This is a genomic window from Streptomyces sp. NPDC002104 (assembly GCF_053593795.1).
Genome location: NZ_JBSFDF010000018.1, coordinates 39362 through 54377 on the forward strand (window position 1 = coordinate 39362; position 15016 = coordinate 54377).

Below are 15016 nucleotides of genomic sequence, written 5' to 3' on the forward strand. Positions count from 1 at the left end.
AGGCCTCACTGGCCCCGCAGGGCCGCAGCCACGCAGCCCGCAACCCCATAGAGACCGCCGCCCTCGCCGACCCACCGCCCCGCAGGCCTCGTCGACCGCCAGGGCCGTGGGGCCGCAGACCTCGGCGGCCCACGGCCACGCATGCCCGCAGACCTCGTCGACCGGGGCCGCGGGCCGTGGGCCCGGGGTCGCAACCCCGCAGACACCGCGGGCACCGCAGGCCGTAGGCTACGCAGCCCGCAGACCCTCAGCCCCGTAAAGATCGTTGGCCTGGTCTGCCTGCAGGCGCAGGGACCGCAAGTCATGGGTGTCCTGTCTCATCGAAGATGCACCGGTCTCACCGAAGTTTGACCAGACGGACCCGGCTGGCCGCCGTTGCAGGTGAGCTGGCGCCGATCTCGATGGTCCGGCCTCGCCTTGGCCGGGCGACCGCGGGCGCTCGCGGCACGCCATGCTGCACGTCGTGAATCGCGAAGCCCTGGCTGCTGCCCTCGAACGACACGCAACCGACGCCGCCCATGGGTCCGCCCTGGCCTTGCGGGCCGGGGCAGCCTTCAAGGTCTGGGAGAAGCTGAACCCAGCTCGCCAGTACCTCGACATCTACGCATGGCGGGCTGAATGCATGGCGCAGGACGGCGTATCCACCTGCAAGGACTTCGCACAGGGGCTGCCGGATCTTCAGCGTGCGGGAGAAGACCCAGTCGCCTTGGGACGGGTCGATACCGCCGAAGGCACCCACCTGGTCTTCCTGGCCGCCGATCTGAAGTCATGCGTTGCCGTGCTGTAGGAGCGGCACTCGGGCCGCGGGCCCATCCGCCCGCCGCCCATGCAAGCTCCGTAGTCACCACAGGTCCGCAGCCCATAGGCTCGCGGAGCTACCCACAGGCCCGCAGACACCGCAAGCCTCGGCGGCCCACGGCCACGCACGCCCGCAGACCTCGGCGACCGGGGCCGCGGGCCCTGGGGCCGCAACCTCGTATACCCCGCGGGCCGTAACCCGCAGCCCCGTAGATGCCACTTGCCTCTTCTGCCCGCAGGCGCAGGCACCGCAAGTCATAGGCCCCGCAGGCCCGTCGGCCCGGCGCGAATGCAAGGGCCACAGTCACCACAGGCCCGCAGACCTCGTCGACCCCCAAGGCCCCAGGGCCGCGGGTCCCCAGGGCCGCGGCCCCGCGGCCCCATAGACACCGCAAGCACCGCAGGCACCGCAGGCACCGCAGGCACCGCAGGCTGCCGGCCCGCAGCCCCGTAGAGACCGCCGGCCTCGCCCACCGGCAGGCCCACAGACACCGCAAGTCATAGGCCCCGCAGGCCCGTCCGCCCGCCGCCATGGCAAGCCCTACAGTCACCACAGGCCCGCAGACCTCGCAGGCCGTAGGCCCGCAGCCCCGTAGGGGCACTGGCCTCGCCCGCCCGCAGGCCCACAGACACCGCAAGTCACAGGGCCCTCAAGTCCGCCGACCCGCCGGCATTGCAAGCGCCATAGTCACCGGAGGGCCGCAGGGACAAAGCCCGCGCAGCTACCCGCAGGCCCGTACGCAGGGCCGCAGCCCCGTAGACCCCGAAGGCCATCGGCAGCCGCAGGTCGCAGCCCCGTAGGCCCGGGAGGCCATCCGCACCCGCAGGGCCGCAGCCCCCTAGGTCCCGAAGGCCATCCGCAGCCGCGCAGGACGCCGTCCCGTCGCCGCCACCCGGGGTTCCGCGACCGGCTGGCGGCGGCGTTCCGCGGGCTCGGGACGGCCGGCCCGGCGGGGCCGTCGACGGCGGGGCCCGGGACGGGGTGCAGGCTGAGGCGGGCCGTCACGCGTGCCCGGGCGGCCCCGTGTGCGGCGGAGGCGAGATCCGGAACGCCTCTTGTCATATGCCTACCGGCCCGCACGTTCCGGTGCCTATGGTGTGGCTCCGGATCATCCCGGGCCCAGCGCCCTCCCGGCTCCCCACGGGAGGGCTGCCGTGCGTCCGCGTGCGGAGCGGCCACGCCCCGGCGCCGCCCCGCCCCGCCCCGCGTCACGTCGCGTCGCGTCACGCGCCCCCGTCCGGCCCGTCTCCCCAGACCGCCGGCCCTCCCCCGCGCCATACGACCGGCGGCCAGTCCTCCTCGTCGGGCCAGCCGGCCCGCCGCAGGAACTCCGCCACGTCGGGCATGCCGTGGGCCACGCCGAGCACCGAATCGGTGCCGTGGACGTGTGCGGTCACCCTCCGGCCGCCGGCGGGGGCGACGGGATGGACCGTGACCTGCGTCTGGTCGGCCATGCGTCCAGCGTGCGCGGGCCCGGCCGGTCCGGCACGCCGAGCAGGCCGCCACCCTCCCCGCCTCTGAACTTAATGAAAGACGAAAGAAAAGGCGTCAAGCTCCTTGACCGGTCGATCGCGTTACGGGCAAGGTCTGGAGAGCGCTCTCCCGTTTCAGGTTCGTTAAAGGAGCACCGATGCCTGCTACTGGCATACCTGTCGATGCGTCGCCCCGCAGACGACGTCCCGTTTCCCCCCGGAAGGGGATCGTCGGGGCGGTCACGACCGCCCTCTTCGGCAGCCTGCTCGCGCTGGCACCGTCGTCACCCGCCGCCTCGGCCGAGCCGGTCCCGCTCTCCCAGGGCAAGGCCGTCACGGCCTCCAGCCAGGAGCACTACGGCACCCCGGCGGCCGACGCCGTCGACGGCAACAACGGCTCGCGCTGGTCCAGCGCCGCCTCCGACGCCCAGTGGCTGCAGGTGGACCTCGGCACGGCGACCGAGCTGAGCAAGGTCGTCCTGCAGTGGGAGGCCGCCTACGCCAAGGCCTACCGGATCGAGCTGTCCACCAACGGCACCGACTGGACCACCGCCTACGCCACGACCACCGGCGCCGGCGGCACCGAAACCGTGAACATCACCGGGACCGCCCGCTACGTCCGCATGCAGGGCGTCACCCGGGCCACCGGCTACGGCTACTCGCTCTGGGAGTTCAAGGTGTACGGCGCCACCGCCGGCGACGGAGGAGGCCCGGCCCTCCCGGGCGGCGGCGACCTCGGCCCGAACGTGCACGTCATCGACCCCTCCACGCCGGGCATCCAGGCCCAGTTGGACCAGGTCTTCCAGCAGCAGGAGTCGGCGCAGTTCGGCAGCGGCCGCCACGCCTTCCTCCTCAAGCCGGGCACGTACAACAACATCAACGCCCAGATCGGCTTCTACACCCAGATCGCCGGCCTCGGCCTGCGCCCGGACGACACCACCATCAACGGTGACGTGACGGTCGACGCGGGCTGGTTCAACGGCAACGCGACCCAGAACTTCTGGCGCGGCGCGGAGGGCCTGACCGTCAACCCGGTCAACGGCACCAACCGGTGGGCGGTCTCGCAGGCGTCCTCCTTCCGCCGCATGCACGTCAAGGGCGCACTCAACTTGGCGCCGAGCGGATACGGCTGGGCCAGCGGCGGCTACATCGCCGACTCCAAGGTCGACGGCCAGGTCGGCAACTACTCGCAGCAGCAGTGGTACACCCGCGACAGCACCATCGGCGGCTGGTCCAACAGCGTGTGGAACCAGACCTTCTCCGGCGTCGAGGGCGCCCCGGCCACCGGATTCCCGGAGCCCCGTTACACCACGCTCGACACCACACCCGTCTCCCGCGAGAAGCCCTACCTCTACGTCGACGGCAACGAGTACAAGGTGTTCGCGCCGGCCAAGCGCACCAACGCCCGCGGCACGACCTGGGCCAACGGCGCGCCGCAGGGCGACTCGGTCCCGCTCAGCCAGTTCTACGTGGTCAAGCCCGGCGCCACCGCCGCCACGATCAACCAGGCGCTGGCCCAGGGCCTGAACCTGCTGTTCACGCCCGGCGTCTACCACGTCGACCGGACCATCAATGTGAACCGCGCGAACACCATCGTGCTCGGCCTGGGACTGGCGACGATCATCCCGGACAACGGGGTGACCGCCATGAAGGTCGCCGACGTCGACGGCGTCAGGCTCGCCGGCTTCCTCATCGACGCCGGACCGGTCAACTCCCCGACCCTGCTGGAGGTCGGCCCGGCCGGAGCCTCCGCCGACCACACCGCGAACCCGACGACCGTTCAGGACGTATACATCCGCGTCGGCGGGGCGGGCGCCGGCAAGGCGACGACCAGCATGGTCATCAACAGCGACGACGCCATCGTCGATCACACCTGGGTGTGGCGCGCCGACCACGGCGAGGGCGTGGGCTGGGAGACCAACCGCGCCGACTACGGGGTGCGGGTGAACGGTGACGACGTCCTGGCCACCGGCCTGTTCGTCGAGCACTTCAACAAGTACGACGTGGAGTGGTACGGCGAGCGCGGCAAGACGGTCTTCTACCAGAACGAGAAGGCCTACGACGCCCCCAACCAGGCCGCCATCCAGAACGGCGCCACCAAGGGCTACGCCGCCTACCGGGTGGACGACTCGGTGACCACCCACGAGGCGTGGGGCCTGGGCAGCTACTGCAACTACAACGTGGACCCGAACATCCGCCAGGACCACGGCTTCAAGGCCCCCGTCAAGCCGGGGATCAAGTTCCACAGCCTCCTGACGGTGTCGCTCGGCGGCAACGGCCACTACGAGCACGTCATCAACGACACCGGGGCGTCCACGGTCCCGGCCGGCACCTCCACGGTTCCCTCCACGGTGGTCTCGTACCCCTAGCCGTCCCGCCTTCCCCGCCGCCTCGGCCTTCCCCGCCTCTCCGCCCCCCTCCGGTTCCGCCCACCCGACGGAACCGGCCCACCACACCCCGGGCCCGGTTTCCGCCCTGCCGCCGCGGCCCGGGGGCACCACCGCCCGACCCGTCTCCGCCGATCCGCCGGAGGCGCGCTCCACTCCCCTGGGCCGGGTGAACCGACCTCCGCGCCCCGGCCCAGGGGCATTCCCCCGCAATTGACACCAGGAGCCGCAATGTTCCCCCCTCCCACCATCAGAACCAGTCCCCGCCGCACGCGCGGCGCCGCCGCCCTCGTCGCCCTGGGCGCGCTCTTCGCGTCCTCACTGACCCTGGCCGGCGCCCCCACCGCGGTCGCCGCGGAAACCCTGCTCTCCCAGGGCAAGCCGGCCACCGCCTCCTCCCAGGAGGGCGAGGGCTATTCGGCGGCCGCCGCGTTCGACGGGAACCTCACCGGCACCCGCTGGGCCAGCCAGTGGCGCGACGCCGAATGGATCCAGGTCGACCTCGGCGCGAGCCGCAACCTCAGCCGGGTCGTCCTCACGTGGGAGGGCGCGTTCGGCAAGAACTACGAGATCCAGGTCTCGGACGACGGCACGAACTGGCGCACCGCCAAAGCCGTCACCGGCAGCGACGGCGGCACCGACGAGATCGCCATCTCCGGCAGCGGCCGCTACGTCCGGATGAACGGCCAGGTCCGCTCCGGCGGTTACGGGTACTCCCTCTGGGAGTTCCAGGTCTACGGCTCCACCACGGCGGAGCCCCCGGCCCAGGGCGCGGTGCGCGTGGCCGGCTCCCAGGGCAACTGGCAGCTGACCGTGGGCGGGCAGCCGTACACGGTCAAGGGCCTCACCTGGGGCCCGTCCTTCGCCGACGCCCCGAAGTACATGCCCGACGTGAAGTCCATGGGCGTCAACACCATCCGCACCTGGGGCACGGACGCATCCAGCAAGCCCCTGCTCGACACGGCCGCGGCGAACGGGATCCGGGTCATCAACGGGTTCTGGCTGCAGCCCGGCGGCGGCCCCGGCGCGGGCGGCTGCGTCAACTACGTGACCGACGCCGCGTACAAGAGCAACATGCTGACCGAGTTCGCGAAGTGGGTGGACGCCTACAAGTCGCACCCGGCCACGCTGATGTGGAACGTCGGCAACGAATCCGTCCTCGGCCTGCAGAACTGCTACAGCGGCACCGAACTGGAGGCGCAGCGCAACGCCTACACCACGTTCGTCAACGACGTCGCCAAGAAGATCCACAGCATCGACCCGGACCACCCGGTCACCTCGACCGACGCCTGGACGGGCGCGTGGCCGTACTACAAGCGCAACGCCCCGGACCTCGACCTGTACTCGATGAACTCCTACGGCAACATCTGCAAGGTGAAGCAGGACTGGGTGGACGGGGGCTACAACAAGCCCTACATCATCACCGAGACGGGTCCGGCCGGCGAGTGGGAGGTGCCCAACGACGCCAACGGCATCCCCGACCAGAAGACCGACGTCCAGACCGCCGAGGGGTACACCACCGCCTGGAACTGCATCACCGGTCACCAGGGCGTCGCCCTGGGCGCCACGATGTTCCACTACGGCATCGAGCACGACTTCGGCGGCATCTGGTTCAACCTGCTGCCCGACGGGCTCAGGCGGCTGTCGTACTACGCGGTGAAGAAGGCGTACACCGGGTCGACGGCGGGCGACAACACCCCTCCGGTCATCAGCAACATGGTCGTCGACAAGGCCTCCAACGCCCCGGCGGGCGGGGAGTTCACCGTCCGCGCCAACATCAGTGACCCGCAGAACGACCCCCTGACGTACAAGGTCTTCCTCAGCGGCAACTACGCGAACGGCGACAAGCGGCTGGTCGAGGCGCAGTGGCGCTCGACGGGCAACGGGACCTTCGCGGTCACGGCTCCCGAGAAGCTGGGCGTGTGGAAGGTGTACATCCAGGCCGAGGACGGCCGCGGCAACGCGGGCATCGAGACCAAGTCCGTCAAGGTCGTCGCCCCGCCCGTGAGCGGCACGAACGTGGCGCTGAACAAGCCGGCGACCGCCTCCTCCTTCCAGGCCGGGTACGGCGACTGCCCCTGCGCGCCGGGCAACGCGACCGACGGAAAGGCCAGCACCCGCTGGGCCAGCGACTGGAGCGACCCGCAGTGGATCGCGGTGGACCTCGGCGCTCCCACGGCGATCCGCACCCTGCAGCTGGTCTGGGACCCCGCCTACGCCAAGTCCTACGAGGTGCAGGTCTCGGACGACGGCGCCAACTGGCGCACCGTCCAGACCACCACGAACGGCAACGGTGACATCGACACCATCAACGTGTCGGCGACCGCCCGCCACGTGCGGCTGAACCTGACCGCACGCGGCACCGCCTGGGGTTACTCCCTCTACGAGTTCGGCGTCTACAGCTGACCCGCTGACGGCGCGGTACTGAACGCGGAGTACCGGCCGCCCTGACGCGGCCGGCCCTCCGTACGGGCCCGGCTCTCCCCGTCCGACCACGGGGAGAGCCGGGTCTTCTCCTTTTGCCGGGGACGGGAACCGGAGGGGGCTTGACGGTGCACGTGGTACGCACCAATGCTTGGGAGAGCGCTCTCCCACGAGTGGGAGCGGACGGGGTGGGGACGACGTGAATGGGGTGGGGATGAGCGAGGACACGCTCGATCGACTGCTGGAGAAGCTCGATCTGGTGCAGAAGGTGCGACTGCTGTCCGGGGCCACGACCTGGCGCACGGCCGGCGAACAGGCCGTCGGCCTGCGCGAGATGGTGACCTCCGACGGCCCCGCCGGGGTGCGGGGGGAGGCCTGGGACGAGCGGCTCACCTCCGCGCTGCTGCCCTCGGCGTCCGCGATCGGCGCGCTGTGGGACGAGGGCCTGACCGAGGAGCTGGGGGGTCTGCTCGCTTCGGAGGCGGTCCGCAAGGGCGTGGACGTCGTCCTGGCGCCCACGCTCAACCTGCACCGCACCCCGCTGGGCGGCCGCCACTTCGAGTGCTTCTCGGAGGATCCCCTCCTGACCGGCCGTACGGGCGCCGCACTGATCCGGGGCATCCAGGCGGCCGGGGTGGCGGCCACGGCCAAGCACTACGTGGCGAACGACTCCGAGACCGGCCGCATGCACGTGGACGTACGGGTGTCCGAGCGGGTGCTGCGCGAGGTGTACCTGGCTCCGTTCGAGGCTGCCGTCGAGGCGGGCGTATGGCTCGTGATGGCCGGCTACAACGGGGTGAACGGCACCACGATGACGGCCAGTCCGCTGCTCGCCGAACCGCTCAAGGGCGACTGGGGCTTCGACGGGGTGGTGGTATCCGACTGGGGGGCCCTGCGCTCGGCGCTGGAACCGGCCCTTGCCGCGCTCGACCTGGCGATGCCGGGACCGCAGGGCCCCTGGGAGGCCTCCCTCGTCCGGGCCGTGGAGGAGGGCCGGGTCCCGGTGGAGGTGGTGGACGAGAAGGTGCGGCGCCTGCTGCGGCTGGCCGGACGCGTGGGCGCGCTCGACGCGGAACGGCGCCCGCGCAGTGCGGTGTTCGGCCCGGAGGGCACGCGGGCGCTGCTGCGCCGCACCGTGGCCGCCGGCTGCGTCCTGCTGACCAACCGCGAGGTGCTCCCGCTCGACCCGGCGGCGCTGACGAAGGTCGCCGTCATCGGCGTGCACGCCGCCTCTCCCCGGGTGCAGGGCGGAGGCAGTGCGGGGGTCTTCCCCTCGCGCGTGGTCACTCCGCTCGACGGGATCCGCGCCCGGCTGGACGGCCTGGCCGAGGTCGTGCACGTACCGGGTCCGGGACTGGGCGTTCCCCCGGCGCCCCTGGCCCCCGGCTGGTGCGAAGACCCGCGGTCGGGCGAGCCGGGCGTACTGCTGCGCGTCCTGGACGGGGCCGGCCGCGAACTCCACGCCGAACACCGGCTGTCCGGCACCCAGTTGGAACCGCCGGTGGGTCCCGCGGCCCGGACCGTGGAGATCAGCGCGCTCATCCGGCCGCCGGCGGCGGGGGAATGGACCTTCGGCATCGCCGGCTTCGGCCGGATGAGCCTCACCCTCGGCGAACGGACCGTCCTGGAAGGCGAGTTCCCCTGCACCACCGACGACCCGGCCATCGTCCATGTGAACCCGCCCCTGCACACGGCGCGGGCGGCCCTGGACACGACCGGGCCCGTTCTGCTGATGGCCCGGCGCGAGCTGGTCCCCGGAGCCGGGCGCGCCACGATCGTCGCGGCGGCGCCACCGGAGCCCGAGGCCGGGGACGCCCTCGCCGAAGCGGTGCGGGCGGCGCGCGACGCGGACGCCGTGATCGTGGTCGTCGGCACAACCGAGCACACCGAGACCGAGGGCCACGACCGCGACGGCCTCTCGCTGGGCGGCCACCAGGACGCCCTCGTCCGCGCCGTGGCGGCCGTCAACCGGCGCACGATCGCCGTGGTCAACAGCGGCGGCCCGGTCGAGCTGCCCTGGCGCGACGAGGTGGGCGCCGCTCTCCTGACCTGGTTCCCGGGGCAGGAGGCCGGAACCGGGCTCGCCGACCTGCTCTTCGGTGACGCCGAGCCGGGCGGCCGCCTCCCCACCACCTGGGCGGCAGCCTTGACCGACGCCCCCGTCACCCACGCCCGTCCCGTCGACGGCCGCCTCGCCTACGGCGAAGGCGTGCACATCGGCCACCGGGCCTGGCTCCGCACGGGCCAGGAGCCGGCCTACTGGTTCGGCCACGGCCTGGGCTACACCACCTGGGAGTACGGGGCGGTCCGGGCCCCGGCCGAGATCGGGGAGGGTTCCCCGTTCACGGTCCGGGTGGGGGTGCGCAACACGGGCGCCCGGCCCGGCCGCGAGGTCGTGCAGGTCTACCTGGCCCGTCCGCAGTCCACGGTCGAGCGGCCCGTCCGCTGGTTCGCCGGCTACGCCGCCGTCCACGCGGAACCGGGCGCGTCGGCGACCGCCGTCGTGGAGATCCCGGCGCGGGCCCTGCGGCACTGGTCGCAGACGGAGGGCGCCTGGCGCACGGAGCCCGGAACCTACGAGATCCTGGTCGGCCGCTCGGCCGGCGACCCGGTGTGGAGTGGGGCACTGGAGGTCCGGGCGACCGGCTGACCGGCTCGGCCGGGCCACCGGCCGAAGGCTGACCGGCGGGCCGGATGACCGGGCGGCCTCGGCCGGCTACTCGGCGTCGGCATGGGCCTCGCGGGCCGCCAGCTGGCCCTGGACGAACGCATCCGTGTCGGGCGAGTACGGGCCGCCGTGGTCGAAGAGCAGCTCCGTGATGCGCCGCCATTCCGCGACGGTGGCGCGGGTGGCGGCGTCGGCGTGTTCCAGATCGCCCGCGGCCTCCTCGGCGGCCGCCTCCGCGGCTTCGAATGCCTGCTCGCTGTCGTGGTGGGTCAGACCGGTGGCCTGCTCCCGTACCCGGGCGCGCGCCGCGCGCTCGGCGTCGGTGGGGGTGTGCGGCTCGTTCGCGGGGTCCTCGGTCATCCTGGTTCTGCCTCGGCTTCCTGTTGCGCGGTCGGGGCGGCGGGTCGTCGTGGGTCCGGCCGGGTTCACGGATTCCCGGCCCCCGTCGAGTGACCGCCTCGCGCGGGGAAACCTACCCCGGGCCGGCGGCCCGTACCGCCGCACCGGTCAGGAAGAGCGGGACCACTGCGAGGCGGTGGGCCGGGACGACGGCCTGGACCCGGTCGCGCAGGCCGAGTTCGGCCGGGGACGAGATCACTCGTGGCGGGACGGCTCGTGCAGCTCTCACGGGGGATGCGCGGGCGCCCCGGTTTCGCGCAGCACGCCCGGCCGGAAGTTCGTGCCGGATACAACTGGTCGGCATCCGGGGGGATTTGCTGTGGTCACACTGCGGACTCGTTCGTGCAGACCCCTGTGAAGACGGCGTGAAAGTGGTGTAGACCTACGCCCTGCAAGGGAGCGAAGAAGGGTGGGTCATGAGGGTGAAGCGTCGTGGTTGGTGGACGTCCGGCGCCGGATGTCTGGCGGTGGTGGTGCTGGCCGGCTGCGGGACCGTGTCCGATCCGGCCTCCGCGAAGGTGGTGCTGCGGGTGGTGGCCGCCGACTACGGTGACAGCCCGGCCAACTCCTCCGAGCCGTACTGGAAGGAGCTGGCCTACAGCTTCGAGCAGGCGCACCCCGACGTGCGGGTGGAGGTCAGCGTCCTGTCCTGGAACGACGTGGACGCGAAGGTCGCCGAGATGGTCCGGGCGGGCCACGCGCCCGACATCGCGCAGATAGGCGCTTACGCCGACTACGCGGCGGCCGGAAAGCTGTACGCGGCCGACGAACTCCTGTCGGTGCGCACGGAGGCCGATCTGCTGACACCGCTCGCGCAGGCGGGCAGGATCCACAGCAATCAGTACGGGCTCCCGTTCGTGGCGTCGACCCGGCTGATGTTCTACAACACCAAGCTCCTGGAGGAGGCGGGCGTCATCACCAAGGGCGCGTCCTGGCAGCCCCGGAACTGGGACGACCTCACCGCGGCGGCGAAGAAGCTCAAGCGGGACGGGGTGCGTACGCCGATCGCGCTGCCCCTGGGTCCGGAGGAGGCGCAGGCCGAGTCGATGCAGTGGATGCTCGCCGGCGGTGGCGGCATGACGAACGACTCCGAGAGCTACGCCATCGACTCGGCCGCGAACGTGAAGACCTTCGAGTTCCTGCGGGAGGACCTGGTCGGCGCCGGGCTGACCGGGCCGGAGGAACCGGGAAAGCTCGACCGCCAGAAGGCCTTCGACGCCTTCACCCGCGGGGAGGTCGGGATCCTCAACGGCCACCCCACCCTGGTGAAGCAGGCGACCGCGAAGGGCATCAGGCTCGGGATGATCGCACTGCCAGCCGCGGACGCCTCGGAGCCGCAGGCGATGGGCGTCGCCGACTGGGTCATGGCCTTCAAGAACGGGCACCCGAAGGAGGCCGGGCAGTTCCTCGACTTCCTGTACGAGGAGAAGAACGTCACCGCCTTCACCTCGAAGTACGGGCTGCTGCCGGTGACGACGAGCGGCTACCGGCGGATGCTCGACTCCGACGACCCCGGGGTCGCACCGCTCAAGGTGTTCCTGCGCGCCCTGCCGTCCTCACGCCTGTACCCGGTGGGCAAGAAGTCCTGGGCCTCGGTGAGCGCCGACTTCAAGAAGAACATCGGAGGAGCCGTACGGCCTGACACCCGGCCGGCGAAGGTGCTCGCGGACCTTGCCCAGCGGGCCCGGACGGCGGGCGGCTAGAGATCCGGACGCCCGTGACGGGGCGGGCGGCCGGGGCCGGCTGAGGGCCCCGGGCCGCTCGCCCCACGTCCCCCGGCCGCGTCAGCCCTCCTGGACGGGCGGGGCGGGCGCGGGCGGTGCCGCGGGGCGGTCGGGGGCGCGGGTCAGGGCGCGGATCGCGGGGACGCAGAGCATCGCGGCGATGCAGACGAGGCCGACGGCCGAGGAGAAGAGCAGGACCCGGTCCGCGCCGTAGGCCTCCGCCGCCGGGCCGGCCAGGGCGCGGCCCAGCGGGATGACCATGATGGAGCCGGCCACGTCGTAGGCCGAGACCCGGCTGAGGACCGCCAGGGGGATGTGGGACTGCACGCTGGTCGCCCACATCACGCCCCAGAAGGCGAATCCGCAGCCGGCCACGACCCCGGTGGCCGCGGTCAGGGTGAAGGACCAGCCCAGCGCGGGGGCGAGCGGGTTGAGGGAGAAGAAGAACATGGCGCAGGCCCCCGCCACCAGCGGGCGGCGCGGCCGGACCCGCATGCCGAGCAGGCCGCCGACGATCGTGCCGGCGCCGTCGGCCGAGGCGATCCAGCCGTATCCGCCCGCGCCGTGCTGTTCGGTCAGCAGGGCCGCGCCCAGCGGCAGCGCCGGCCCGAACACGAAGAGCCCGTACACCGCCCAGATCGCGATGACCCCCCACAGCCAGGAACGCGAGCGGAACTCGTGCCAGCCGGTCGCCAGCCGCTGCCACAGCGGGTCGTTGCTCTCGTCCCGGGCGGTGCCGAGCTTGCGCAGCGGCGCCAGGCCCAGGGCGCTGCACGCGTAGGCCGCCGCGATGACCAGGAAGGAACCCGCCACGTCCCAGTAGGCGACGAGCAGGCCCGCGAGGCCGGGGCCGAGGAGGGTGCAGATGGCCTCGGAGACCCTCAGGAGCGCGTTGGCCCGCTGGATGTCCTCGGCGACCTGGGGCACCAGGCTCGCCAGGCCCGGCTGGAACATGGCGGTCGCGGCGCCGCTGAGGGCGAGCAGCGCCATGATGTGCCACAGCCGTATGTCGGTGGCGATCAGCAGGACCGCGAGCGTCAGCATGGCCACCATGCGGACCACGTCCGCGCCGACCATCATCACCTGCGGGGTGAAGCGGTCGGCGAGGACCCCGCCGACCAGGACGAGCACGACGATCGGCGCCATCCACGCGGCGAGCGCGTAGCCCACGCCGGCGGCCCCGTACCCCGCTCCGAGCACGGCGGTCGTCAGGGAGACCATGAGCATGCCGTCGCCGAGCAGTGAGGTGCTGCGGGCGGTGAAGAACAGCCGGAAGCGGTTCGACCGCCACGGGCTGGGGGGCGGGGAGCTCTGCTCCGGTGTCGCGGTTGCCTCGTCGATCGTCATGTCGTATCCGCCGGAGGCCGGCCGGTCCCTTCCCTGAGAATCTGTTGACGGAGCCATGCGCTGCTCCGGTCCGCCTCCGCCGGCGGGTCCTGGACGATCACGTACCGGTGCGGAGCCAGTACGCCGGGGCGGCCGGGGAGGGCGTCCATCAGTGCGGCGTGCGCCCGCGCCGGGGTGACCGGGGTGCCGCCGGAGGCGATGTAGGCCGTGAGGCCGCCTCCGGGCGGTGCGCCGTCGCCGTCGTCGGGGGCGTCCGCCGTGACGTGTACGGGCAGGCCCGCGAGGGCCTGGCTCAGGGTGGCCGCCACCAGGGGCGGCGAGGTCCAGCAGCCGTCGATCCGGTGCCATCCCGGCCCGTGTTCGACCGGCCGGACGCCCGTCGCACCGGTGAGCGAGGCGAGCGGTACGTCGTGGTCCGCGGCCTCTTCGAGGAGCCGTACGAGCCCGGTGAGGAAGCCTTCCGCCTCGGCCCGTCCGAACAGGGCGGGATCCGCCCACAGGTCCAGGTGCACCGACGGTTCGACGGCCCGTACGAAGGTCAGGGTGCGGGTCGGCAGGACCTGCTCCGGCCCCCACGTCAGCTCCAGCTCGGGTTCGGGCCGCGCACGGCCCGCGTCCCCGGGGAGCGGGGACGGGGCGGCCGGGAGCGTGCTGACGTCGTTGAACACCACGTCGCGCGTGAACCGGCTGCCGCGCGCGAAGGTGGTGTCGCCGATCATCTCCCAGAGGGCGAGGGCGTCGAACTGGCTGTGCCGGTAGGCGTTGAGCGCCGCCCCCCAGGCCTTCTTGACCAGGGCGTCGAAGGCCGGGACCTGCACGTCGAGGAGGAGCAGGGCGTCCTGGGAGAGGGTGTTCACCGCCTGGGCGAGGCGGGGGTGGTACCGGTTGGAGGTGGGGACGGCCATGACGCACGCGCTCTGCCGCGTGCGGTGGGCGATGAGCGCGCCCCAGGCGGTCAGCAGCACGGTGGACGGCAGGGCTCCGGTGCGGGCGGCCACGCGGGCCAGGGCGCGGGCGGCCCGCCGTGACCGGAGGGTGAGCCTCGGCATCGGCGCTTCGGTGCCCTCGGCTCCCGGTTCCGCGAACATGGCCTGGGGGCCGGTACGGATGACGCGTTCCCAGTGCCGCAGCGAGGCGGCGGACTTGCGCAGGCCCGCGGGGCTCGCCTCTTCGGCCGCGAGGTCGAGCGGGGTGAGGGAGGACGGTGGGGCGAGCGGCGTTCCGGCGAGCAGGGTGAGCCACTCCTGTCGCAGGACCGTGAGGGCGCCGACATCGGTCACGGCGTGGCTGGCGGCCATGGTGACGTAGGCCGGGGCACCCCGCAGCGTCACCAGGGTCGGGCGGAGGGGGAAGTCCCGGTCCAGCCGGAAGCGTTCGACGCGCGCCCCACGGGCCAGCGAGTCGGCGTACGCGGCGCCGCCGTCCGGCAGTTCGAGGTGATCCAGGACCGCCATCGTGAACGTGCCCCGATCCGCGACGACTTGTTCGCCGGGGGTTTCGCCGGGGGCGTGCGGGAAGGTCGTGCGGAGCGCCTCGTGCCGCACGACCAGGGTGCGCAGGGCCTCGATCACGGCGTCGGTTCGGGTGCCTTCGGGAACGGGCCACACGTCGTGGATGTTGATGTGCTCGGGTTCGTCCCGCAGCATGCAGCGGATCATGTTGGCCTGCCCCATGGTGACGGGGCCCCGGCGCACCTGGCCGCCAGCGTACGCGACGGTGACGCTCGCGAGCGTCGTACGGACCGGCGGGGCGACCGCCGGGGCGACCGCCGGGGTTGCTGATGAGCCGGCTGGCGG

Annotated in this window: 9 protein-coding genes and 1 pseudogene; 5 read left to right on the plus strand and 5 right to left on the minus strand. The window is 72.6% G+C overall.

Features of this window, described 5'->3' with window-relative positions; all coding sequences use genetic code 11:
- The first annotated feature begins 463 nt into the window (after positions 1 to 463).
- On the plus strand, positions 464 to 787 hold the full coding sequence (locus tag ACWCP2_RS17565) for a hypothetical protein (RefSeq protein ID WP_450909478.1): 324 nt from the start codon (positions 464 to 466) through the stop codon (positions 785 to 787).
- A 1235-nt stretch (positions 788 to 2022) separates the two neighbouring features.
- On the opposite strand, the gene ACWCP2_RS17570 is transcribed toward ACWCP2_RS17565, so the two are convergent.
- Positions 2023 to 2253 (minus strand): hypothetical protein, encoded by a 231-nt coding sequence (locus ACWCP2_RS17570; protein ID WP_450909479.1) that lies wholly within the window; start codon positions 2251 to 2253, stop codon positions 2023 to 2025.
- 176 nt (positions 2254 to 2429) lie between these two features.
- On the opposite strand from ACWCP2_RS17570, the gene ACWCP2_RS17575 reads away from it, so the two are divergent.
- From ACWCP2_RS17575 to ACWCP2_RS17585, 3 genes are all read left to right on the plus strand, one after another.
- Complete coding sequence (locus tag ACWCP2_RS17575) at positions 2430 to 4640, plus strand: discoidin domain-containing protein (protein WP_450909480.1); 2211 nt, start codon at positions 2430 to 2432, stop codon at positions 4638 to 4640.
- A 249-nt stretch (positions 4641 to 4889) separates the two neighbouring features.
- Positions 4890 to 7064, plus strand: a complete 2175-nt coding sequence (locus ACWCP2_RS17580) for a discoidin domain-containing protein (protein WP_450909481.1) — start codon at positions 4890 to 4892, stop codon at positions 7062 to 7064.
- Positions 7065 to 7296: 232 nt separating this feature from the next.
- Positions 7297 to 9732 carry a glycoside hydrolase family 3 C-terminal domain-containing protein gene (locus tag ACWCP2_RS17585; protein ID WP_450909482.1) on the plus strand — a complete coding sequence of 812 codons (2436 nt, stop codon included), beginning with the start codon at positions 7297 to 7299 and terminating at the stop codon, positions 9730 to 9732.
- Between the two features lie 66 nt (positions 9733 to 9798).
- On the opposite strand, the gene ACWCP2_RS17590 is transcribed toward ACWCP2_RS17585, so the two are convergent.
- Positions 9799 to 10110, minus strand: a complete 312-nt coding sequence (locus ACWCP2_RS17590) for a hypothetical protein (protein WP_450909483.1) — start codon at positions 10108 to 10110, stop codon at positions 9799 to 9801.
- Positions 10111 to 10222: 112 nt separating this feature from the next.
- The gene (locus ACWCP2_RS17595) at positions 10223 to 10348 is read right to left on the minus strand and encodes a hypothetical protein (protein WP_450909484.1); all 126 of its coding nucleotides are present in this window, start codon (positions 10346 to 10348) and stop codon (positions 10223 to 10225) included.
- A 217-nt stretch (positions 10349 to 10565) separates the two neighbouring features.
- On the opposite strand from ACWCP2_RS17595, the gene ACWCP2_RS17600 reads away from it, so the two are divergent.
- Positions 10566 to 11852, plus strand: coding sequence for an ABC transporter substrate-binding protein (locus tag ACWCP2_RS17600; RefSeq protein ID WP_450909485.1), 1287 nt, complete (start codon positions 10566 to 10568; stop codon positions 11850 to 11852).
- Between the two features lie 81 nt (positions 11853 to 11933).
- On the opposite strand, the gene ACWCP2_RS17605 is transcribed toward ACWCP2_RS17600, so the two are convergent.
- A complete protein-coding gene (locus ACWCP2_RS17605; RefSeq protein ID WP_450909486.1) occupies positions 11934 to 13220 on the minus strand; it encodes an MFS transporter in 1287 nt (428 codons plus the stop codon).
- Positions 13221 to 13237: 17 nt separating this feature from the next.
- A pseudogene (locus tag ACWCP2_RS17610) lies at positions 13238 to 14914 on the minus strand (condensation domain-containing protein); the annotation flags it as partial.
- Positions 14915 to 15016: the final 102 nt, after the last annotated feature.